This window comes from Sulfitobacter sp. EE-36, from assembly GCF_000152605.1.
Lineage (GTDB): Bacteria > Pseudomonadota > Alphaproteobacteria > Rhodobacterales > Rhodobacteraceae > Sulfitobacter > Sulfitobacter pontiacus.
On sequence record NZ_CH959310.1, the window covers coordinates 682400 to 703946 of the forward strand.

20 protein-coding genes are annotated in these 21547 nt (G+C 61.1%); 13 read left to right on the top strand and 7 right to left on the bottom strand.

The genetic code is table 11. The features are described from left to right. Nucleotides 1-26 precede the first annotated feature (26 nt). The 6 genes from EE36_RS05955 (at nucleotide 27) to EE36_RS05980 (ending at nucleotide 4869) form a co-directional block, all read left to right on the top strand. Nucleotides 27-956: an AEC family transporter gene (locus EE36_RS05955; RefSeq protein WP_005850446.1), complete on the top strand. Its 930-nt coding sequence runs from the start codon at nucleotides 27-29 to the stop codon at nucleotides 954-956. A gap of 101 nt (nucleotides 957-1057) precedes the next feature. Continuing rightward, on the top strand, nucleotides 1058-1891 hold the full coding sequence (fghA, locus tag EE36_RS05960) for an S-formylglutathione hydrolase (RefSeq protein WP_005850447.1): 834 nt from the start codon (nucleotides 1058-1060) through the stop codon (nucleotides 1889-1891). 9 nt (nucleotides 1892-1900) lie between these two features. Continuing rightward, nucleotides 1901-2350 carry a YaiI/YqxD family protein gene (locus EE36_RS05965; RefSeq protein ID WP_005850449.1) on the top strand — a complete coding sequence of 150 codons (450 nt, stop codon included), beginning with the start codon at nucleotides 1901-1903 and terminating at the stop codon, nucleotides 2348-2350. Between the two features lie 49 nt (nucleotides 2351-2399). Further along, nucleotides 2400-3020, top strand: coding sequence for an HAD family phosphatase (locus EE36_RS05970; RefSeq protein WP_005850450.1), 621 nt, complete (start codon nucleotides 2400-2402; stop codon nucleotides 3018-3020). Beyond that, complete coding sequence (locus EE36_RS05975; protein WP_005850452.1) at nucleotides 3017-3937, top strand: ornithine cyclodeaminase family protein; 921 nt, start codon at nucleotides 3017-3019, stop codon at nucleotides 3935-3937. Before EE36_RS05970 ends, EE36_RS05975 begins: the two co-directional genes overlap by 4 nt. Further along, nucleotides 3934-4869 carry an alpha/beta fold hydrolase gene (locus tag EE36_RS05980; RefSeq protein ID WP_039912166.1) on the top strand — a complete coding sequence of 312 codons (936 nt, stop codon included), beginning with the start codon at nucleotides 3934-3936 and terminating at the stop codon, nucleotides 4867-4869. The genes EE36_RS05975 and EE36_RS05980 overlap by 4 nt, the downstream gene beginning before the upstream one ends. On the opposite strand, the gene EE36_RS05985 is transcribed toward EE36_RS05980, so the two are convergent. After that, the gene (locus EE36_RS05985) at nucleotides 4866-6107 is read right to left on the bottom strand and encodes an MFS transporter (RefSeq protein WP_009825556.1); all 1242 of its coding nucleotides are present in this window, start codon (nucleotides 6105-6107) and stop codon (nucleotides 4866-4868) included. The two genes, EE36_RS05980 and EE36_RS05985, sit on opposite strands and share 4 nt — an antisense overlap. A 124-nt stretch (nucleotides 6108-6231) precedes the next feature. Between EE36_RS05985 and zapE the strand changes: the two genes are divergently transcribed. Continuing rightward, nucleotides 6232-7290, top strand: a complete 1059-nt coding sequence (gene zapE / locus EE36_RS05990; protein ID WP_005850456.1) for a cell division protein ZapE — start codon at nucleotides 6232-6234, stop codon at nucleotides 7288-7290. Here zapE and EE36_RS05995 read toward each other — a convergent pair. The 5 genes from EE36_RS05995 to EE36_RS06015 all read right to left on the bottom strand — a co-directional run bounded on the left by EE36_RS05995 (nucleotide 7287) and on the right by EE36_RS06015 (nucleotide 14308). Further along, nucleotides 7287-7928 (bottom strand): hypothetical protein, encoded by a 642-nt coding sequence (locus EE36_RS05995; protein WP_005850458.1) that lies wholly within the window; start codon nucleotides 7926-7928, stop codon nucleotides 7287-7289. The two genes, zapE and EE36_RS05995, sit on opposite strands and share 4 nt — an antisense overlap. Before the next feature lie 96 nt (nucleotides 7929-8024). After that, complete coding sequence (locus EE36_RS06000) at nucleotides 8025-9299, bottom strand: folylpolyglutamate synthase/dihydrofolate synthase family protein (RefSeq protein WP_005850459.1); 1275 nt, start codon at nucleotides 9297-9299, stop codon at nucleotides 8025-8027. Continuing rightward, a complete protein-coding gene (gene accD / locus EE36_RS06005) occupies nucleotides 9296-10261 on the bottom strand; it encodes an acetyl-CoA carboxylase, carboxyltransferase subunit beta (protein WP_005850460.1) in 966 nt (321 codons plus the stop codon). Before accD ends, EE36_RS06000 begins: the two co-directional genes overlap by 4 nt. Before the next feature lie 58 nt (nucleotides 10262-10319). Then, entirely contained in the window at nucleotides 10320-11210 is an 891-nt protein-coding gene (locus EE36_RS06010; RefSeq protein ID WP_005850461.1) for a CPBP family intramembrane glutamic endopeptidase, read from the bottom strand. Further along, nucleotides 11207-14308 (bottom strand): ABC transporter transmembrane domain-containing protein, encoded by a 3102-nt coding sequence (locus tag EE36_RS06015; protein WP_005850462.1) that lies wholly within the window; start codon nucleotides 14306-14308, stop codon nucleotides 11207-11209. The genes EE36_RS06010 and EE36_RS06015 overlap by 4 nt, the downstream gene beginning before the upstream one ends. 152 nt (nucleotides 14309-14460) lie before the next feature. On the opposite strand from EE36_RS06015, the gene ilvD reads away from it, so the two are divergent. From ilvD to EE36_RS06045, 6 genes are all read left to right on the top strand, one after another. Continuing rightward, complete coding sequence (gene ilvD / locus EE36_RS06020) at nucleotides 14461-16227, top strand: dihydroxy-acid dehydratase (protein WP_005850463.1); 1767 nt, start codon at nucleotides 14461-14463, stop codon at nucleotides 16225-16227. Beyond that, on the top strand, nucleotides 16208-16804 hold the full coding sequence (locus tag EE36_RS06025) for a hypothetical protein (protein ID WP_005850465.1): 597 nt from the start codon (nucleotides 16208-16210) through the stop codon (nucleotides 16802-16804). The genes ilvD and EE36_RS06025 overlap by 20 nt, the downstream gene beginning before the upstream one ends. Nucleotides 16805-16897: 93 nt before the next feature. Then, nucleotides 16898-17671, top strand: a complete 774-nt coding sequence (locus EE36_RS06030) for a DUF6478 family protein (protein ID WP_005850467.1) — start codon at nucleotides 16898-16900, stop codon at nucleotides 17669-17671. A gap of 9 nt (nucleotides 17672-17680) precedes the next feature. Beyond that, nucleotides 17681-18052 (top strand): hypothetical protein, encoded by a 372-nt coding sequence (locus tag EE36_RS06035; protein WP_005850469.1) that lies wholly within the window; start codon nucleotides 17681-17683, stop codon nucleotides 18050-18052. Nucleotides 18053-18125: 73 nt separating this feature from the next. Continuing rightward, on the top strand, nucleotides 18126-18788 hold the full coding sequence (locus EE36_RS06040) for a TrkA family potassium uptake protein (RefSeq protein ID WP_005850470.1): 663 nt from the start codon (nucleotides 18126-18128) through the stop codon (nucleotides 18786-18788). A 77-nt stretch (nucleotides 18789-18865) separates the two neighbouring features. Next, on the top strand, nucleotides 18866-20128 hold the full coding sequence (locus tag EE36_RS06045) for a TrkH family potassium uptake protein (protein ID WP_180829220.1): 1263 nt from the start codon (nucleotides 18866-18868) through the stop codon (nucleotides 20126-20128). An 81-nt stretch (nucleotides 20129-20209) separates the two neighbouring features. On the opposite strand, the gene EE36_RS06050 is transcribed toward EE36_RS06045, so the two are convergent. Beyond that, on the bottom strand, nucleotides 20210-21547 hold the full coding sequence (locus EE36_RS06050) for a S41 family peptidase (protein ID WP_005850472.1): 1338 nt from the start codon (nucleotides 21545-21547) through the stop codon (nucleotides 20210-20212).

Sequence of the window (21547 nt, forward strand, 5' to 3'; positions counted from 1 at the left end):
GCACAGGCAGCCGCTACCAATTTCACATGCTGGCGATCTTTCTCAAGACACTTCCCTTTTTCGCGCTGATCGGCTTGGGCTATTGGGCCGGGCGCACGCGGTTCTTCACCGCAGAGGCCACGGCCTACCTGACCAAATTCGTCTTCTATTTCGCCCTCTCTGCCATGCTGTTCCGCTTTTCCGCCAACCTGTCCTTGGCCGAGGTCTGGGACAGCCGTCTTGTCGCGGCCTATCTATGGGGCACGGGCTTTGTCTATGGCATCGCAACGCTGACAGGCTTTCTGCGCCGCCTCGATGTCCCCGCCACCGCGATGGAGGCCCAATGTGCCGTGATCGGCAACACCGGCTTCCTTGGCGTGCCCATGCTGACCCTGCTGCTCGGGGCAGAGGCAATCGGCCCCGTTGTGCTGGCCCTGGCGGTGGATCTGATCGTGTTTTCCAGCCTCATCGTGATCCTGATCACCGGCGCGCGCGATGGTCAGCTGAGCCTGCGCGCCCTGCGCACGATTTCCGTGGGGCTGGCGAAAAACCCGATGATCGTCGCCATGACCCTTGGCTTTATCTGGTCCGGCCTTCAGATCCCGATCCCTGATCCGATGAACGAATTTCTCGCCATCCTCGGCGGGGCCGCGACCCCCGGCGCGCTTTTTGCCATCGGGGCGTCGCTGGCGACGAAATCGGCGGAGAAGCTGCATGTCGCGGGCTGGCTATCGTTTTGCAAACTGGTGCTGCACCCGGCCTTTGTGGGTTTTGCCGCGCTGTGGTTGTTCAACGTCGATCCGTATAAGGCGGGCGTGATCATCGCCACCGCCGCGCTGCCGGTCGCGGGCAATGTCTATATGCTGGCCCAACACTATAACGTCGGGCCGCAACGGGTGTCTGCCGCAATCCTTGTCTCGACACTGCTCAGCATCCTCAGCGTTAGCCTCGTCATCGCGTGGGTCACCGCGCTTTAGCCTTCACCCTTTTGCAAATACTCAGCCAGCGCAGCGTCCTGCCCTTGCCGCGCAGACCGAGGGCCGATAGCCATAGACCAACCAGACACAGGAGACGCCCGATGAAAACGATTTCCGAAAACGCCAGCTTCCGAGGCACCCAAGGCGTCTATTCCCACCGCTCCACCGCCTGCAACTGCGACATGACCTTTGCGCTGTTCCTGCCCGAAGAGGCGCAGCAGGGCCCGGTGCCCTTGATGTGGTTCCTGTCGGGGCTGACCTGCACCCATGAAAACGCGATGACCAAAGCGGGGGCGCAGGCATGGGCCGCGGAACACGGGATCGCGGTGGTCTTTCCCGACACCTCCCCCCGCGGCGAGGATGTGGCCGACGACGACGCCTATGATCTGGGCAAGGGCGCGGGCTTCTATGTGAACGCCACCCAAGACCCGTGGGCACCGCATTTCCAGATGTGGGACTATATCGCCGACGAACTGCCGGCGCTGCTGGGTGAAAACTTCGCGCTGGATATGGACCGGCAGGCGATCTGCGGCCACTCCATGGGCGGGCACGGGGCGCTGACGCTGGCGATAAACCTGCCGGGGCGCTTTACCTCGGTCTCGGCTTTCGCGCCGATTGCGCATCCAACCAGCAGTGACTGGGGCCGCAAACAGCTGACAGCCTATCTGGGCAGTGACGAGACGACCTGGGCAAAACATGACGCGACGCTTTTGATGGCGGAGCGCGGCTTTGACGGGCCGATCCTCATTGATCAGGGCACCGATGACCAATTCCTTGATCTGCTGAAACCCGAAGCATTGGCCGAGGCGATGGCGAAAGCCCGCCAGAACGCCACATTGCGGATGCAGCCGGGCTATGATCACAGCTATTTCTTTATCTCGACCTTCATGGAGGACCACATCGCCTTCCACGCCGATGCGCTTTATGCGCGATAGGGCCCGGCGATGACGGTGCTTTATATCGACGCGGACGCCTGCCCCGTGAAGGCAGAGGCGGAACGCGTTGCCACCCGCCACAAGGTGCGGATGTTTGTGGTGTCCAACGGCGGGCTGCGTCCCTCGCAGAACCCGCTGGTCGAAACCGTGATTGTCCCCGATGGCCCCGACATCGCCGACATCTGGATCGCCGAACGCTGCGGCCCCGGTGACGTCGTGGTGACCGGCGACATTCCCCTTGCCGCGCGCTGCGTCGAAGCCGGCGCGCGGGTGCTGAAACACAACGGCGAAGCGCTGACCGCAGCCAATATTGGCAATGTGCTGGCGACGCGTGATTTGATGGCCGACCTGCGCGCCGCGGACCCGTTTCGCCAGGGCGGCGGCAAAGGGTTTACAAAGGCCGACCGCTCCCGTTTTCTGGACGCGCTAGAACGCGAGCTTCGCGCGGCACAACGATAGGGCAAGGGCGGCGCAGGTGCCCCCACCGACCCGGCAAAAGGAAGAGCACATGAAACCAGCGGCAGTCGTCTTTGACATCGGAAATGTGCTGATCGAATGGCAGCCCGAACGGTTCTATGACTCCGTGATCGGAGAGGACCGCCGCCGCGCCATGTTCGCCGAGGTGGACCTGCACGGCATGAACGATCTTGTCGATAGCGGCCAGCATTTCACTGACACGATCTATGCCGCCGCCGAAGCCAACCCAGCCTGGCGCGATGAGATCCGCATGTGGCATGATCGCTGGATTGAAATGGCCGCCCCCGTGATCCCCCGCTCTCTCAGGCTGAAAGAGGCGCTGCAGGCCAAGGGCGTGCCGGTGTTTTCGCTGACCAATTTCGGCATCCAATCCTATGACCATGCGGCAGAACACTACCCTTTCCTGCGCGCCTTTGATCGCGATTTCATCTCGGGTCACATGGGTATGATCAAACCCGACCCCGCGATCTATGCAGCGCTCGAGGAAGGATCGGGCCTGTCCGGCGATGCGCTTTTGTTCACCGACGACCGTATCGACAATATCAACGCCGCCAACGCCCGCGGCTGGCAGACCCATCATTTCACCGGGCCGGACGGCTGGGCTGACAGGCTCGTCGCTGCGGGGCTGTTGACCGAAGCAGAGGCCGCATGACCCAGTTCGACATCATCCCCTTCGACGCCGGCGACGCGCTGCTGGACTGGATCGGCCTGACCGACGCACTGGCCGAGGGGCACAACCTGCCGCGCGCCGAAATCGCGGATACGTTTTTGTATCGGGGCAAGGACACTTTGCTGAACCGCGCCGCATGGATCGACGGGCTGGGTTTGGCGGTGAAATCCGCCACCATCTTTCCCGACAACCCCACCAAAGGGGCACCGATGGTGAACGGCGGCGTGTCGCTTTACGCAGATGATCACGGCGCGCTCGAGGCTTTGATAGATTTTCACCTCGTGACCAAATGGAAAACCGCCGGTGACAGCCTGCTCGCCGCGCGCAGGCTTGCCCGCCCCGACAGCCGCAAAATCCTGATCGTCGGCGCGGGCACCCAAGGGCGCGGGCTTCACTCTGCCTACCGTGCTGCCTTCCCCGATGCCGAATTCACGGTGTGGAACCGATCCGCCCCCAATGCTCAGGCGATGGCACGTGATATCGAAGGGCTGCGCATCGCCGATGATCTTGAGGCCGCCGTGCGCGACGCGGACATCATCACCAGCGCCACCATGTCGACCGAACCGCTGATCAAGGGCGCGTGGCTGCAACCCGGCCAGCACCTTGACCTGATCGGTGCCTACCGCCCCGACATGCGCGAGGTGGATGATACGGCGCTGACCCGTGCCCGGGTCTTTGTCGACAGCCTCGACACCACGGTTGAACATATCGGCGAGCTGAAGATCCCGATCGCCCAAGGTGTGCTGAGCGCAAGTGACATCGTCGCGGATTACTATGATCTCGGCGCGTTCACCCGCCAGTCAGAGGATGAGATCACCCTGTTCAAAAACGGCGGCGGCGCGCATCTGGACCTGATGACCAGCCGCTATATCCTTGACCGGTGGCGCGCGCGCAGATGATCTGGTTTCTTCTCATTGCGGCTCTGGTCATCGCAATCCCGCTTGTGATCGAACGCAACCGTGCCGAAATGGAGGACGCGGACCGCGGCAGCGCCCTTGGCCAATTCGCAGAGCTGCCCGACGGGGTTACCCATTACGCGTGGACCGGCCCCGCTCAAGGCCCTGTTGTCGTTTGCGTCCACGGGCTGACCACCCCCAGCATTGTCTGGCGCGCGGTCGCCCGCGGGTTGGCGTCGATGGGGTACCGGACTCTAACCTATGACCTTTACGGGCGCGGCTATTCCGACCGTCCGTCTGGCCCGCAAGATCGCCAGTTCTTTATCAAACAGCTGCAAGACCTGCTGGAAGATCAGGATGTCACCGGCAGCTTCACCCTGCTGGGTTATTCCATGGGCGGCTCTATCGCGACGTGCTTTGCCGCCGCTTTCCCCGAACGTGTCGAACGGCTGATCCTGCTGGCGCCCGCAGGGATGGGGCTGGCACCGAACAAGCTGGTCGACTTTATGGCCAAAACCCCGCTGGTCGGCGATTGGCTGATGTTGGCGCTGTTCCCGCCGACCTTCCGGCGCGGCATCAGGGCCGAACGTGACATCCCGGTACAGGTCCGCCACATCCACGACCATCAGGCCGAACAGCTGGACTATAAGCACTATGTTCCTGCGGTGCTGGCCAGCCGTCGCGGTATTCTGGCGGATGTGCTGCGGGATGAACACCGCGCGATCCGGACGCATGATATCCCTGTGCTGGCGCTTTGGGGGCAGGATGATCAGGTGATCCCCGCGTCAGCCATCGGCAGCCTTGCCGAATGGAACCGCGCCGCCGAACACGAGGTGATCAAAGGCGCGGGCCACGGCCTGCCCTATACCCATGCGCCCCAGATCATTGCAGCGATCAAGGCACATATCGACACGGCGGATAAGGCGACAGATTAACTCGTCACCAGCCCGGGCAACCGCTTCTCGCGGATGGGCAAATGGATCAGCGCGCTAAACGCGCCCACGGCCACACCGATCCACCACACGGCGGTGTAATCGCCGTAAGCGTCATACATCCGCCCGCCCAGCCAGACCCCCATAAAGCTGCCCAACTGATGGCTGAAAAACACGATCCCATAAAGCGTGCCCATATAGCGCAGCCCATAAATATGCGCGACCAGCCCGCTGGTCAGCGGCACCGTCGCCAACCACAATGCCCCCATCCCGATGGAGAACAGGATGACCGACACCGGCGTGATCGGCAGTAGAATAAACAACGCCGCAATCACGGTACGTCCGGTATAAATCGCAGCCAGCAGGTACTTTTTGGAATAGCGTTTGCCCGCCCACCCCGCCAGCAATGTTCCGGCGATATTGGCCAGACCGATCAGGGAAATCGCCACCGCACCCAGGGCAGAGGTTGTTGTGATCCCGATGTTATGCAGCACGCCACCCGCAAGGATCGGACCGCAAAGTTCGGTCACGAAGGCAGGAAAATGCGCGGTGATAAAGGCCAGCTGATAGCCGCAAGAAAAGAAGCCGATAAAGATGAAGGTAAAGGTCGGGTCGCGCAGCGCCTTGCCCAGGATTTGTGACAGGCTTTCCTCCAGCTCGGCCTTGCTGGCCATCGCGGGGGCGCGCATCAACGGCAGCGTCAACAACATCGCCATGATCGCGCCCGCAAAGACAAGGAAGGTCGCCTGCCAGCTGAGGAACCCCAGCAACCATTCCGCCACTGGCGCACCAAAGACCTGACCCGCGCTACCCGCCGCCGTGGCAATGGCCAACGACATGGACCGGTTCTCGGCCGTTGAGGCGCGGCCCACCACGGCCAAAATCACGCCAAAGCCCGTTCCCGCGATCCCGAAACCCACCAACCACGCATAGGTTTGGTGTTCAATCGGTGACACCGAATTAGCCGACAGCACCAGCCCCACGGCATAGACCACGGACCCAATGATAATGGCGCGGCGGTCTCCGATCTTCTCGGCCATCGCGCCAAAGATCGGTTGGCCGATGCCCCAGGCGAGGTTCTGGATCGCGATCGCCAGCGAGAACTCGGAGCGGAGCCAGCCGAACTCTTCCGCGATGGGAATCTGAAAGACGCCAAAAGAGGCACGCACGGCAAAGCTCACCATGATGATCAGACACCCGACGATCAGCACCGGTGTGAAGATTGACGTATTTTTTTCCATGATGACCCCCGAAGCACGTGCCGCCACCGTAGCTTTGAAACCGGGGCCGTCAATTTCAAAACTGCGCGCATATCGGCCTGCGGGGGTTCTTCCCAAAGCCTGTGGCACATTGTAAGCCAAAGGCATGACTGATTTACGCACCATTTACGATAACCGCGTTGCCGACGGCAGCCTGTCGCCGGACCCCGCGCAAGAGGCCGTGCTGCCAGAGCTTGACCGCATTCGCAGCGCCTTGATGGCCCCGCAGAAAAAGGGCTTTTTCAAACGCGCACCCGAGCCACCGCAGGGTCTGTATCTTTGGGGTGGTGTGGGTCGCGGCAAGTCGATGCTGATGGATATGTTCGCGGCCAATATGGGCGATGTGCCAACGCGGCGAGTGCATTTCCACGCGTTCATGCAGGAAATTCACAATGCGATGCATGAGGCGCGGAAAACAGGCGTCGACGATGCGATTGCGCCAGTCGCAGCCGAGGTCGCGAATAGCGTGAAGCTGTTGGCCTTTGACGAGATGCAGATCACCGACATCACCGACGCCATGATCGTTGGCCGGCTGTTTGAAGCGCTTTTTGCGGCTGGTGTGGTGGTGGTGACAACGTCGAACCGGATACCGGATGATCTGTATAAAGACGGTCTGAACCGCCAGATATTCCTGCCCTTCATCGAATTGATCAAAGAGAAGATGAAGGTGATGGAGCTCGCCAGCCCGCGCGACTACCGACAGGACCGATTGGCGGGTACGAAATCCTATTTCACCCCCGTCAACCCAGAGAGCCGCGCCGCGATGAATGCCGTCTGGGAGGATCTGGCTGGCGGCCCGGGGGAGGAGTTGATCCTGCGGGTGAAGGGGCGCGATGTCGTCGTGCCGGAGTTTCGCAACGGTGTCGCCCGCGCCAAGTTCCACGCGCTTTGCGGTCGACCACTAGGGGCGGCAGATTATTTGACTTTGGCAGAGGCGGTGCGCGTGTTGATGCTGGACGATATCCCCAGTCTTGGCCGGTCAAACTTCAATGAAGCCAAACGCTTTGTGACCCTGATCGACGCGTTATACGAGGCTAAGGTGAGGTTGATCTGCTCGGCCGCGGCCGAACCCGAAATGCTATATCTGGAGGGGGAAGGCACCTTCGAGTTCGAGCGTACGGCATCGCGTTTGCGCGAAATGCAGGGGGAAGGCTGGGGCGCTTAATTGCGCCGCCGCCCCGGGGCGTACCCATCCCGCTGCAGATCGACTGCGGCCAGATAGAGTGGCGCGGCCTGATTGTGGTAAAATGCGACGGATTGGCGGATCTGCTGCCCGTCGCGAGCATGAGCTTGATCGCCGTCAGTCTGGCGGGCGGCCAAAGCCTTGCGTTCAGCGACAACAACCGCCGTCAGCAAACCTGCCGTATCCAGCGCACCAGAGGCTGTCGTAAGCGCCGGTGGTACTTTGAAATCGCCTTTGGCCGCCGCGCTGTTCAGCAACGTATCAATATAGCTGTCCGACCGTTCCGTGCTAATCGCCCAGATCAGGTAGGATTCAAGCACTTGGCCGCGTTTGCTATCATCGAACGATTGGACGATCGCGCTGACTGCATCCCCCACGTCAAAGGAAGCGTCCTTGTGCATCTTGTTGAGCAGCGTCGCAGGCGACAGCGGCACAAAGGCTGGCCCACCGGAGGCCAGATACGCCACCTGTCCATTGGCATAGCCCTGCGCGGTGTCGTGGCCCCCGGAAGATCGCCAGTGATCGACGATAAAGGTCACACCGACAAAGATCGTGAGCAGACGGAGATGGCCGAACACCATCCTGCGCAGCGCAAGGAAATTCTGATACGTATTGGTCATTGCATTGGTCCCCCCAAAGGCAAAATGTTACCCTCGGACCTTAGGACGCAAATTCCCTACAAAACGTAAATATAGCCAATTCTAATTGTTAAAAGGCTATCCGTTTTCCCGCAAAATTGCGCCTGCCAGATAGAGCGAACCGCAGATCAATACCCGCGCGTGGGGCGCCTTCGCGACAATGGTTGCAAGGGCTTCGGCGACGCCAGGTGCCTCTTGCGCGGTCAGGCCGACGTCGATCGCTGCGCGCGCGGTTTCGGTGGCCGGCAACGTCGCTGCTTCACCCGGTATTGAGACGGCGAACAATTGTTCTGCATGACCGGCCAGCGGGCGCAGATAGCCGCCGATATCCTTGGTGTTCAACATGCCACAGATCAGGAATGTGGGGCGGGCAGGCATGTCTTCTAGCACCGCCGCGATGGCGTCGCCCGCAGCAGGGTTATGCCCGCCGTCCAGCCATAATTCGGCCTGCGGCGCTGCGTCGATCAGCGGCCCGTGACGCAGACGTTGCATTCGGGCGGGCCATTCGGCGCGGGTCACAGCGGCCTCGCACGCTTGCGCGGAGGCCCCCAATTGTCGCAATGCTGCCAAAGCCGCACCGGCGTTGGAAATCTGGTGCGCGCCCAGCAGGTTAGGCTTGGGCAGGTCCAGCAAACCCGTGTCATCCTGAAAGACCATCCGTCCCGCTTCGGGGGCCACATGCCACTGCTGACCATAGGCAAAGACGGGGGCGTGGTGGCGTGCCGCCTGCGTCTCTATCACCTCGAGCGCGGCATCTTGTTGCGGGCCGACGATGCAGGGCACGCGACGTTTGATGATGCCGGCTTTTTCACCCGCAATCTCCGGCAGGGTCGTGCCCAGAAACTGTTGGTGATCAATCGACACCGGCGTGATGACGGTCAATGCGGGCTGGTCGATCACATTGGTCGCGTCCAGACGCCCGCCAAGGCCGACCTCAAGCAGGGTATAATCCGCCGGAGTACGGGCAAAGGCCAGTAGCGCGGCGCAGGTTGTGATCTCGAAATAAGTGATGCTCTCGCCGTTGTTGGCGGCGTAACATTCATCCAGCATCTCGGTCAGCGCCGCTTCGGAAATCAGCTCTCCGGCAAGGCGGATGCGTTCGTGAAAGCGCGCCAGATGGGGCGAGGTATAGGCGTGGACACGGTGGCCATCTGCCTCAAGCCCCGCTCGGATCATCGCCTGTGTCGATCCTTTACCATTGGTGCCGGCAATATGGATCACAGGGGGAAGGTCGTTCTGGGGGTTGCCCAAAGCGTTCAGCAGCCGCCACATGCGATCCAGCGTCAGGTCGATAATCTTGGGATGCAGCGCCATCATGCGTGCCAGCACTGCATCCGATGTGTTCTGCGTCATTTCGCCTTGGGTTCCGCCGCTTCGGCTTTGGGGGCCGCATCGGGTTCTGGCGTCAGCGCATGGGCAATATCGCCGCCTTCGGTAGGCGCAGGCAGATCGCCGCGCACCGCGGGGGGCAGCTTCATCAGCATCCGCGTGATGTCGATCAACTCGTCCCGCATCTGGGTGCGCGGAGTCACGCGGTCCAGCATGCCGTGGTCCAGCAGATATTCGGCGCGCTGGAAGCCTTCGGGCAGTTTCTCGCGAATGGTCTGTTCAATCACACGTGGGCCGGCAAAGCAGATCAGCGCATTGGGTTCCGCAATCTGGACATCCCCCAGCATCGCATAGCTCGCCGTGACACCACCGGTCGTGGGGTGGGTCAGAACGACGATATAGGGCAGCCCCGCTTCTTTCAGCATCTGCACGGCGATGGTGGTGCGCGGCATCTGCATCAGGCTCAGGATGCCTTCTTGCATACGCGCGCCACCGGCGGCAGAGAAGAGCACCAGCGGGCATTTCAGCTTAACCGCTTTTTCAGCCGCGGCGATGATGGCGTTGCCGACATACATGCCCATGGACCCGGCCATAAACGAGAAGTCCTGACCTGCCGCGACGATCGGCGTGCGGCCGATTTCACCGGTGGCGACCAGCATCGCTTCGGCTTCGCCCGTTTGTTTCTGGGCGGCCTTCAGACGGTCGGGGTATTTCTTTTGATCGCGAAAGTGCAAAGGGTCCGGCGTCGGCGCGGGGACTTTGACCTCGGTAAAGATGCCGCCGTCGAACAGCGCCTTGAAGCGTTCACGCGGGGTAATCGCCATGTGGTGACCACAGCTGGTGCAGACGTTCAGGTTGTCCGACACCTCGCGGTGGAACAGCATGGTGCCGCATTCTTCGCATTTCGTCCACAGATTGTCCGGCGTCTCGCGACGCGAGAAGATGGAGTTGATCCGAGGACGGACGTAGTTGTTGATCCAGTTCATGGTGAACCTTTGCTTCCAGTTTCGCCTTCCAAATAAGCTGACGCGCAGTAAATTGCAATCAACGGCGGATCGCCAACCGCGCGGCAAGCCAGCTGACCAGCATCAGCGCGAAATCGACGGGCAACCACGCGCGCAACGCGTCAACATCATCCATCCCGAAGGGGGTCAAATACAGCGCCAAACCCGATAGGTCATCGGGCAGAGAGGTGATGACGATCGCCGCGACATTATTGCAAAAATGCACTGCAATGGCTGGCCCCAGCGACCCTGCCCGCGCGGTCAGATCGGCCATCAACATCCCGAAGACACCGGCCCAAAGTGCTATGACCAGCGCATTTTCGCCGGCTTGATCGGGAAGATAGTGCCCAAGCGCGAAAATCACGGCCGGCAGCACCATCCACACCAGCGGAGAGTTGAACCGTGCCGCCAATTGCTGCTGGACATAACCGCGAAAGACGATCTCTTCGGCGCTGACCTGTACCAGCACCCCGAGCAGCGAAAACGGAAGCAACATCAGCCATGTGCCAAGCGCGAGGTTGGGCACATAGGGCGCGCCAAGGTTCCACGGTGGCAGCAAATAGGTCACCGCACCAAGCAGCACCAGCATCTTGAGCACGGCCCAGAACTGCGGCACCACAAGCCCCGACGGGCCGATCAGACCACGCACGGGACGTTTGTGGATCACCCGTGTCACCACGGCCACGCCGACGATCATCAACCCGAAGCTGCCAAGCAGCAGGAACATCGCCATCGGCGTCTTGCCTGACAGCAAGCTGTCATAAAACCCGTCCGCACGCGGCCCCATCAGGTTGAACAGGGTGGTGAACATCAGGTTGTTGAGCAGCAGGTAGATCGCGGTTGCCGCAAGAAACCCCAAGATCAGCCGCCACAGCGCCGCCGAGGGGATCGCAGGGGCGACAAAGGCTTTGTGGGCAGCGTATCGGGTCACGCGGGGTCATCTCCTACGGGTGGGGGCAAGGCTTCGTCTTCGCGCGGGATATCCACCCGTGCCGCACGAAGCAAGTCGGCGGCGTTGGTCAGATGGCTTGATACCGTGCGTAGAAGGCTCAGCAGGATCACACGGTCGTTTTCAACCACCGACTTGAATTGATCCGCACCGATCCGAAGGAAACGGCTGTCTTCGAGGGCGACAAAATCCATCTGCCGCGGCTCGTTCACGATGACCGCAAGGTCACCGATCAAACGCCCCTTTTCGACGGTTGAGACGTGATGCGCCAACCCTTCGGGGTCACGCCAGCTCAGCTCTCCCTTCCCCGACAGACAGAGGTAGACCGCATCTGGCCGTTGGTCTTGAGCAAAGACCATCTCTCCCTGTGCGACGGTGTACCACTGCGCCGCAAAGGCCAGCAGGCGCTGGTTGCGCGGGTCGAGGTTGCCGAACAAGTCGTTGCGCGCAATGATCCGCAGCTTGCGTCGCAAATCGTCCGAGATGCTGTCGTCCTGACTGGGGATATCAACCTGCGCCAGACCGTCAATGCGCCCGCCACGGATCTTGATGTACATGTCGAAATCGTCAGGATTGGCAAAGGAGCTATCCATGTAAATCTGGGTCGTTTCGGGCAGCAGTTCGCTGACCTTGTCGCGCAACCGTTGCAGGCTTTCTGCGTCATGCCCCGCAAGCGACTGGTTCAGGATCAGGATATCGGGTCGTTTCATCGCCGCGCGGCTGAATCCGGCGCGTTCCTGGAACATCATCGCGATATTTGACCCGCCGATGCTGACCGGCAGATCAAAGACGTTGAGCGCGACATCCTGTTGCAGCCCGTGTTTCTTGAACACGTCCGACACCACATCCAGAACCAGATCCGCCTGAAGCCCCGCCACGGCGGAAATCCGGCCATACAACACGTTTTCAAGTATCGTCAGACGCGGCAGATACTGGTCAGGTGTGATCGGCACGAACATATCCCGCGCCCGTTCGCGCATCTCGGCGCCCTGCTGCTTACGGATTTTCAGGATCTCGTCCTTGAAGGTCGCAGGGAAAGCCGGGCCGATCTGTTCGGCCGTGAAGGCAAAGGGCACGGTAAGCAGCAACGAGAATTCATCCTCGCTCAGCGCTTCATCCCCTTTGGCGCGACGCCGTAGCGCGATATCGACCAGTTGCTCGTACAGTTCTTCCTCGATGCCGAGAGCGGTGAACAGCGGGTGGTCGGTGCCATCACGTCCAAAGGTCTGGTGCAACGTTTCTACCAGCGTCTGTGAAATCGCGATGCCCTGCTCGGCCAGACCCTGTTCGATGATCATCGCCAGAAAGCTGCGTTCAAGCGCCAGACCCGCCTGCGAGATGCTGCGGATGGGCGCGGCGAACATCAGGTTCCCCCCAAGCGGCAGCGCCGGGTTGAACCGATCTGGGTCAAAGCGGTGCACCACCTTGTCCAGTCCTTGCTCTTTCAGCCGCTCGTGCACCTCGTCGCGCAGGGCAACCACGCGGGCCGCAAGCTCGGGGTGCTTGTCCGGGTCCATCCGGTCGGCGGCCATGCGACGGAACATCATGTCCTGTGTGCCAACGGCGTTGGCCAGCTCATACCACCAGTCGTTGATGTCCTCGCGGGTGCTCAGATCGGCGAGCCCGGGGTCCAGCCAATCCGCCTTGGTGCTGTCCAGACTATTGCCCGACCGCTTTGTCTCGATCGCGGCGCGGTCGGTTTTCATGGGGTCCCAGAGGACGGTTTTCGGGCTCGACCGCAGGGGCATCAGCAGATTGTCCCCGACGGTGCCCTGAAACAGATAGGGGTGCGCATCGGAATAGCCGATCCGCGCCGCAAGCACGGCCTGATGCAGCTCTGCCAGATTATGCCCCGCCATCGTGATCCGCCCGCGGCTCGGCACGGCCTCGCGCACCAAAAGCTCTGCCAGAGCGTTGCGTTCGGATTGGTTGGGCATCTCAAGCGCGACGCGCGCGCCTTTGGGTATTTCGAGGTTCAGATCATCCAGGATCGTGTTCCCGTCCGGCGTGCGCAAAGACACATGTTCCAGCACAATTGGGCCGCGCAGATGCGGGACTTCATCGGGCTCACCTTCGAACAGGCGCGCGTCGATCTCGCCCCGCGGGGCGAAACGTTCAATGACCACATCCCACCGCAGCGACATGTCCTGCGTCTGATTGTAATAGGTCAGCAGTTCCTTCCACGGGCTCGACAAATCCTTGTAGGCGGCCAAGGCCGCGACCAGCGCGCCCACCGTGATCTGCCCCTTGATCGCAAGATACCCCCCCACGGCATAGAAAAAGAACGGTGTCAGCTGGGTGATGAAGTTGTTGAGAAACTTCATGAAGAATTTCTTCTGGTAGATCTGGAAGCGGACCTCGAACAGTTGGCCCAGCCGGTCGGTGAACAGCGCCAGACGGTAGCGCCAGCCGCCGTTGGTGCGCAGGTCGGTGATACCGGCGGCGGTCTCGCCGATTTCAGACGACAGGTGCCGCACTTCCTTGATCCGCTGTTTGTTCAGCAGGTTGATCTGCCGCTGCAGCATCGGGATGAGATACGCCTGCAACGGGATCAATGCGACGCCCGCCAACCCGAACCACGGGGATTGCAGGAAGAGGAACAGCAGGATGATCAGCATCTGCCCCGCCTGGAACACAGGCTGGGCGACCGCATCGCCCATCAACCCGCCCATCGGCTCTGCCTCCGAGGTGACCATCGACACCAGCTCGCCCTGACTGGTGTTTTCGAAATAGCTGCGCGGAAAACGCATCATCCGCGCGATCAACTGATAGCGGAATCGACGCAGTAGCCGCTCTGCCAGCACCCCCTTCATCGTGTTCAAACGCATCTTCATCAGGCCGTGGATCAGCACCGAAAAAAGATAGGCAAAACACAGCACCATCAGGAACTGCACCTGACTGAACGACATCCCGAAAACGTCGATCACATCGGTCTCTGCCCCAATGGCATCGTTGATGATGCGCTTGGGCAGTTCGAGGGTGATGTAGAGGATCGGGAAGGTAATCAGCGTGAGGACAAGCAAAACCAGTTGGTCACGACGGGAGTATTTCCAAATAAAGGAAAAAATCGAATGCTCCATGCAGGGTCGCTTTCGCTAGGGGCGGCACAGAGCCAAGGATTATTTAACACCTAAGCCCACAGCCCGCGCTGTTCAACTGGTGGCTTGAGCCTTGCAGCGACAGGGCTGGGTGGCTATTCCGGTGTAAACGTCCACTCAGGGAGGCCTGCCACATGTCCACCAACACCCGCTTTGATAAATCCAGACTGCCAAGCCGGCACGTGACCGAGGGGCCAGAGCGCGCACCGCACCGGTCCTATTACTACGCAATGGGCATGACCGAAGAAGAGATTCACCAGCCTCTGGTGGGTGTGGCAACCTGCTGGAACGAAGCGGCCCCCTGTAACATCGCGCTGAACCGTCAGGCCCAAGCGGTCAAGGTCGGCGTCAAGGCGCAGCAAGGCACGCCACGCGAATTCACCACCATCACTGTCACCGACGGGATCGCCATGGGCCACGAGGGCATGCGCTCTTCCCTAGCGTCGCGCGAAGCGATTGCCGACACGGTAGAGCTGACAATGCGCGGTCACTGCTACGATGCGATTGTCGGTCTTGCGGGCTGTGACAAATCGCTGCCGGGCATGATGATGGCGATGCTGCGGCTGAACGTGCCGTCCGTGTTCCTCTACGGTGGGTCGATCCTGCCGGGCAAAGTCCCGGAAGGGGCCGATGTGCCTGCCGATTTCGCCAGCCGCGATCTGACTGTGCAAGACGTTTTCGAAGCCGTGGGTAACTACCAGAACGGCAGCATGTCGCAAGCCGCGCTTGAAGTATTGGAGCGCGTCGCTTGCCCGACAGCCGGTGCCTGCGGGGGCCAGTTCACCGCCAACACTATGGCCTGCGTGTCCGAGGCAATTGGTCTGGCGCTGCTGAACTCCTCTGGCATGCCTGCGCCCTATGAATCCCGCGACGCCTATGCGGCGGCCTCGGGTGAAGCCGTCATGAACCTGATCGAAAAGAACATCCGCGCGCGCGACATCTGCACCCGCGAAGCGTTCGAGAATGCGGCGCGTATCGTGGCCTGCACCGGCGGGTCGACCAATGCCGGTCTGCACCTGCCCGCTATGGCCGCCGAGGCGGGTATCGACTTTAACCTCAGCGATGTGTGCGACATCTTCCGCGACACGCCTTATTTCGTCGACATGAAACCCGGCGGGTCGCATGTGGCAAAAGACCTGTATGACGCGGGCGGCGTGCCTGTTGTGATGAAAGAACTGCGCAAGGCTGGCCTGCTGCATGATGACTGTCTCACCGCCTCGGGCCTGTCCATCGGTGAAGAGCTCGACAAGATCGAACGCGAAGCCGACGGCAAGGTGATCCACGCGATCGAAACACCGATCAGCAAGACCGGCGGCGTCGTTGGTCTGAAGGGCAACTTGGCACCCGAAGGGGCCATCGTGAAAATCGCGGGCATGTCCGAAGAAGACATCGTCTTTACCGGTCCGGCGCTGATCTTTGAATGTGAACAGGATGCGTTCGAAGCCGTGCAAAACCGGGCCTACAGCGAAGGCGACGTGTTCGTGATCCGCAACGAAGGCCCCGCTGGTGGCCCCGGCATGCGCGAAATGCTGGCGACCACGGCGGCCCTGTCCGGTCAAGGCATGGGCAAAAAGGTGGCACTGATCACCGACGGCCGTTTCTCCGGCGCGACACGGGGTTTCTGCGTTGGTCACGTCGGCCCCGAAGCCGCACATGGCGGACCGATTGCCTTGCTCAAACAGGGTGACATGATCACACTGAACGCGATCACCGGTTCGATCTCTGTCGATATCTCGGACGAGGAAATGGCAGAACGCAAAGCGGCTTGGCCCGGTGCCCGCAAAACAAACTATCAAAGCGGTGCACTGTGGAAATACGCGCAGCTTGTGGGCCCAACCTATCTTGGTGCGGTGACGCATCCCGGCGCGAAGGCGGAAACACATGACTATATGGACCTGTAAAGGTCCGCTTGCCGCCTTTGGCGTGATGCTTCTGACCGCCTGCGAGGGCGGTCAGGGGCTTGGCGCGTCCTCGGGTGCCGCCAAGCCGCCGTTGTCACGCGCGAAAATGGCCGGAGGGGTCGAACTGGTCGCCCCCGATGGTTTCTGCATCGACCAAACCAGCCTCGAGGCGCGCTTTGCCGTGATTGCACGCTGTGACGGATTAGGGGCCCCTGCCTCTGCGGGGGCAGCACCGCGCGGGTTGATCACGGTCAGCCTGACCCAGTCCAAACCCGGCTCCCTGCCAAGCGCCCAGCAGATCGCGGCTGAAACCTCGCTCCAGAATGTGAGCGATGTGGAGAAAGGCGACCAAAGCGTCACCTTCCGCGCGCAGGGGCGTATTCCTGTCGGTGGGCTTTCCCCCAAACAATGGCGCGGCGTCGCACGGATGGGCACGCAAACCGCCGGTATCGCCGTCTACGGCCCCGAACGCGGCGAGATCGTCAGCGCCTCTGGCCGAAGGGTTCTGACACAGTTGATCACCCGCAGCATCGACGCCAGTGCCCCTGCAAAAACCACCGTCGCGCAACGCAACTAGCGCGCCGGCCCCTTGGCCCATTTCATTTGTGCCCCCACGCCACAGGCGGTAGGGTACGACCAACAACCCATTCGTAATCGGGGCAACAGGCACATGCGCAAACTCGGGAAAAAGCTGATCGACAGCGCCTTGATCGCGCGGTTTACCCGCCGCTGGTCTGCCAAAGCCGACCGCGCCCCCCAGACAGAACTGTCCGTGCTGCGCAAACAAGCAGGTCAAGCACGCGCCTTGCGTCGGCATCTGGACAAGCTGATCTACACCGCCGAAGACCGGCTTGCCCTGCCCCGTATCGGTTCTAACAAGTTCTCTCGGCCCCATAACACCGATTGGTCCTGGCGCCCGCAGCTTTGGCGCGCGCCCTTGACCAAATCGGGGCTGTCGTCGGTGCAATCCAAGGCGACCATGGGGGATGAGGTCACGATTTTCCACGACTGCACCCTGTCCGAACTCGGCATCCGGCAAATCCGCAACCTCGAAGAAAACCATCTGGCGCCCTATGGGCTTCGGCTTGAGGTCTACCGTTTCGACGGGTCTTTCCTGTCCCTGGTGCTGGACCTGCAGGATGATTGCGTTGACGGGATGAAGCGCACGCATGTCCTGCGCGTGGACGCCGTGATCGAGATGGAGAAACCGATCGAAATTTTCGCCCGCCTGAACATCCGCCACGGGCCCAACACCGAACAAATGGTGCAGGAACTGCCGCTGAACAAATCCGAGGTCACGGCAGAATTCGACCTCGCCTATTCCAACCTGAACGAAAAACGCGTCGAGAAAGCCTGGATCGACCTGATTTTTGAAGGGCCCGAAATGAACCAGATCATGCTGCGTGACCTGACCTTTTCGCGCCGCCCCCGCGCCCAGTTGTAGGAGCCCCGCATGAGCAACCTGACCCTCACCAAAACCCAGATGCGCGACGGCACCTGGCAAGGGATCGTGACCGGCGCGGGCGATACCAAACCCGATCTTGCGGTCACCCATGCCGATGCCGATGTCGCGGGGGTGCAGTTGGAGCATGACGCGTCCTCGGATCACTGGGTGCTCAGCATCCCTGTGCCCGCAGCCGCAATCGCCGATGGGCTGCATACATTGCTGGTGGTCGACCGCGCGTCTGGCTCGACATTGGCCAGCATCACCCTGATCGGGGACGAGGTCACCGGCCCCGATTTGCGCGCCGAGGTGGATTTGCTGCGCGCCGAGCTTGATATGCTGAAACGTGCGTTCCGGCGGCACTGCGTCGAAACGACCTGACCGCGCTTGCTTGCTTGCCCCTATGACGCGATGTATCCCTTGGCAAGACTGAGCCCTTCAGAGGACCCTCGTGATGGCAGTGAAAAGACGGACTATCGGCGTGATCGGCCTTGGCAATTTTGGCTCTACGGTCGCAACCGAGCTGCAGCGTTTTGGCAACTACGTGATCGGCGTGGACCTGAACGACCAGCGCGTCAGCAACCATGTCGAAAAGCTGAGCCAAGCCGTTATCGTGGACGCCCGCGATGATGCCGCCCTGCGCGAGGCCGGGTTGGGCGACTGTTCGATGGCGCTGGTCGCCATGGGCAGTGATCTTGAATCGAGCATCCTGTCGGCCATCAACCTGAAACTGCTGGGAGTCGAGACGATCTGGGCCAAGGCCAAGACAAAAACGCACCACCGCATCCTGTCGAAACTGGGGGTCGACCGTGTGATCCACCCCGAAGTCGAAGTCGGCCAGCATATCGCGCAGGTGATCCACAACCCCTTGGTGCGCGACTATGTCAGCCTCGGGAACGGGTACCACGTGGTCAACTTCCGCATCCCCGAAGCGCTTGAGGGCAAATCGCTCGAGACGTTGTCATACGGCAAGAAGTTCGACCTGCGCTGTTTGGGCGTGATGCGGGGCACCGAATATATCGGGCGCGACGGGCTGGACTGCACGTTGCAACGGGACGATCTGTTGATCCTGCTCGGGCAGCGCACCGACCTGCGCAGCTTTGCGGCAAGCCTTTGAAGCTCTTTTCAAAGTCACAGAAAAGCGCGTGGCGGCTTCTGCCCCCGCCCGCCGTGCTTGTGTTGATCTATCTGACGATGGTGGTTCTGGGCGGATTGATCCTGTGGACACCGCTGGCGAATACTGCGGGGATCAGCCTGTCGGACGCGCTGTTCACCTCTACCTCTGCTGTTACGGTGACGGGGCTGGCGGTGGTCGATACTGGCACCGCTTTTACCGGTTTCGGGCAGGCGGTCATCGCACTTCTGATCCAGATGGGCGGCTTGGGGTTGATGACCTTTGCCGTTCTGGTGCTCTCCGCGCTTGGTATCCCTTTGGGGATGCCGCAGCGGATTATCCTGCGCGAGGACCTGAACCAGCCGAGCATCTACAATCTGACCTCGCTGGTGATGGCGATCCTGAAGATCGCCATTCTGGCAGAGCTAATCGGCGCTGCCTTGATGGCCTTTGTCTTCGTGCCCGAATTCGGTCTGGCGCAGGGGCTGTGGCATTCGGTGTTCCTAAGCATTTCTGCATTCAACAATGCGGGGTTCGCGCTGTTCCCTGACAGCCTGAGCAACTGGGTCAGCGATCCGATTATCAACGTCGTGATCCCCGCCCTGTTCATCATCGGCGGCATCGGGTTCATCGTGCTGGCCGATATCTGGGAAAAACGCAGCTGGCGACGGCTCAGCCTGCACAGCAAGCTGATGCTCACCGGCACGGTGGTGTTGATCCTGCTGGCCTGGGCGCTGTTTGCAGCACTTGAATGGCGCAACCCCGCGACCTTGGGCCAGTTCGGCAGCCTTGGCAGCAAGCTTTGGGCCAGTTGGTTTCAGGCCGTCACCCCACGGACAGCGGGCTTTAACACGCTTGATTACGCAGAGGTTCACGAGAGTACCGCCTTGATGACCATGACGCTGATGCTAGTCGGAGGCGGTAGCACGTCGACGGCGGGCGGCATCAAGGTGACCACGCTCATCGTGCTGATCCTCGCCACCGTGGCCTTCTTCCGGCGCAGCACCAGCCTGCATGCTTTTGGTCGGTCGATGGGGCCGGATGAAGTGTTCAAGGTCATGGCGCTGACCACAATCAGCATCCTTCTGGTCCTGACGGGCATCTTCATCATGTCGATCAAACATGACGGAGAGTTTATCGACCTCGCGTTCGAGGCAACATCGGCCTTTGGCACCGTCGGCCTGTCGCGCGGTGCCACGGCAGAGCTTGATAGCACCGGCCGCGCGATGATCATGCTGATGATGTTTCTGGGCCGCGTCGGCCCGCTGACCATCGGGTTCTTTCTGGCGACGCAATCGGTGCCCCGCGTGCGCTACCCCGAAGGCAAGGTCTATCTGGGCTGAACACCCGCCCTTGGCCCAACAAAAAAGACCGGCCCGCCTATCTGCGGACCGGTCTTTAATGCGAAGGCGTGATCGCCGCGCTTACTTCTTCGGGCCCAATGCGGACAAACCTTTGAGGATGTCGATGGCATAGGCTAGCTGGTAATCCTCTTCCCGCAAGGACGCAGCTTTTTCGGCCTTGGCGCGGTCTTCCATGATCTGGTCGACCTGATCGTCGGTCAGGCTGTCGTTGTTCAGGCTGCCGCGCAGGTCTGCTTCGGACCGCAGGGGGCGTGCTGTTGCATCCTCTTCCTCGCTGTCCGTAGGCTGTGCCGGTGGCTGGGCGACGATGATGTCGGGGGACACGCCAAGTGCCTGAATAGAGCGGCCCGACGGCGTGTAGTACCGCGCTGTGGTCAGGCGCATCGCCCCTTCACCGCGCAGCGGCATGATCGTCTGCACCGACCCTTTGCCAAAGCTTTTGGTCCCGACGACAATCGCGCGACGGTGGTCTTGCAGGGCACCGGCAACGATCTCGGAAGCCGAGGCAGAGCCACCGTTGATCAGCACCACAATCGGCTTGCCTTCGGCCAGATCGCCGGGGGTGGCGTTGGTGCGGTCGCCATCCGCGGCATCACGGCCACGGGTGCTGACGATCTCGCCCTCTTCAAGGAAAGCATCCGACACGGCGATAGCCTGATTCAACAGACCACCGGGGTTGTTGCGCAGATCCACGACAAAGCCGCTGACATTCTCGATGCCGCCGGCGGCCTCGACCTGCTCTTCCAGACCCTCTTTCAGCTTGGGGTAGGTCTGTTCGTTAAAGGTGGTGACCCGCAGCACAACTGCGTCGCCTTCGGTACGGGCGCGCACTGCGGTCAGCTGGATGGTATCGCGCACCAGCGACACGTCGAAGGGTTCGGTCTCGCCTTCTCGCACCACGGTGATCTCGATCTCTGATCCCACCGGCCCGCGCATCAGCTCGACCGCGTCATCCAGCGTCAGCCCCAGCAGGCTTTCGCCGTCCACATGGGTGATGAAATCGCCCGCTTCGATACCCGCTTCAGAGGCAGGCGTGCCATCAATAGGGGAAACAACTTTGACGAAACCCTCTTCCTGCGTCACCTCGATGCCGAGACCGCCAAATTCACCACGGGTCTGGTCGCGCATCTTCAGCGCGTCTTTCGGCGACAGGTAGCTGGAGTGTGGATCAAGCGAGGTAAGCATGCCGTTGATCGCGGCCTCTACCAGCTCTTCGGTGTCGACCTCTTCGACGTATTGCGCGCGGATGCGTTCAAAGATGTCGCCGAACAGATCAAGCTGTTCATAAACGTTGCTGTTCTTTTCAGTTTCCTGTGCCAGCAAGGGGCCCGCAATCTGCGTCGTGGCAATCACCCCTGCCAGCGTACCGCCCACGGCAGCCATCACGAACTTCTTCAT

Coding starts and splice junctions, on each gene's coding strand:
- EE36_RS05955 (WP_005850446.1), top strand. CDS start 27: ATGCTGGCGATCTTTCTCAAGACACTTCCCTTTTTCGCGCTGATCGGC.
- fghA (WP_005850447.1), top strand. CDS start 1,058: ATGAAAACGATTTCCGAAAACGCCAGCTTCCGAGGCACCCAAGGCGTC.
- EE36_RS05965 (WP_005850449.1), top strand. CDS start 1,901: ATGACGGTGCTTTATATCGACGCGGACGCCTGCCCCGTGAAGGCAGAG.
- EE36_RS05970 (WP_005850450.1), top strand. CDS start 2,400: ATGAAACCAGCGGCAGTCGTCTTTGACATCGGAAATGTGCTGATCGAA.
- EE36_RS05975 (WP_005850452.1), top strand. CDS start 3,017: ATGACCCAGTTCGACATCATCCCCTTCGACGCCGGCGACGCGCTGCTG.
- EE36_RS05980 (WP_039912166.1), top strand. CDS start 3,934: ATGATCTGGTTTCTTCTCATTGCGGCTCTGGTCATCGCAATCCCGCTT.
- EE36_RS05985 (WP_009825556.1), bottom strand. CDS start 6,107: ATGGAAAAAAATACGTCAATCTTCACACCGGTGCTGATCGTCGGGTGT.
- zapE (WP_005850456.1), top strand. CDS start 6,232: ATGACTGATTTACGCACCATTTACGATAACCGCGTTGCCGACGGCAGC.
- EE36_RS05995 (WP_005850458.1), bottom strand. CDS start 7,928: ATGACCAATACGTATCAGAATTTCCTTGCGCTGCGCAGGATGGTGTTC.
- EE36_RS06000 (WP_005850459.1), bottom strand. CDS start 9,299: ATGACGCAGAACACATCGGATGCAGTGCTGGCACGCATGATGGCGCTG.
- accD (WP_005850460.1), bottom strand. CDS start 10,261: ATGAACTGGATCAACAACTACGTCCGTCCTCGGATCAACTCCATCTTC.
- EE36_RS06015 (WP_005850462.1), bottom strand. CDS start 14,308: ATGGAGCATTCGATTTTTTCCTTTATTTGGAAATACTCCCGTCGTGAC.
- ilvD (WP_005850463.1), top strand. CDS start 14,461: ATGTCCACCAACACCCGCTTTGATAAATCCAGACTGCCAAGCCGGCAC.
- EE36_RS06025 (WP_005850465.1), top strand. CDS start 16,208: ATGACTATATGGACCTGTAAAGGTCCGCTTGCCGCCTTTGGCGTGATG.
- EE36_RS06030 (WP_005850467.1), top strand. CDS start 16,898: ATGCGCAAACTCGGGAAAAAGCTGATCGACAGCGCCTTGATCGCGCGG.
- EE36_RS06035 (WP_005850469.1), top strand. CDS start 17,681: ATGAGCAACCTGACCCTCACCAAAACCCAGATGCGCGACGGCACCTGG.
- EE36_RS06040 (WP_005850470.1), top strand. CDS start 18,126: ATGGCAGTGAAAAGACGGACTATCGGCGTGATCGGCCTTGGCAATTTT.
- EE36_RS06045 (WP_180829220.1), top strand. CDS start 18,866: ATGGTGGTTCTGGGCGGATTGATCCTGTGGACACCGCTGGCGAATACT.
- EE36_RS06050 (WP_005850472.1), bottom strand. CDS start 21,547: ATGAAGAAGTTCGTGATGGCTGCCGTGGGCGGTACGCTGGCAGGGGTG.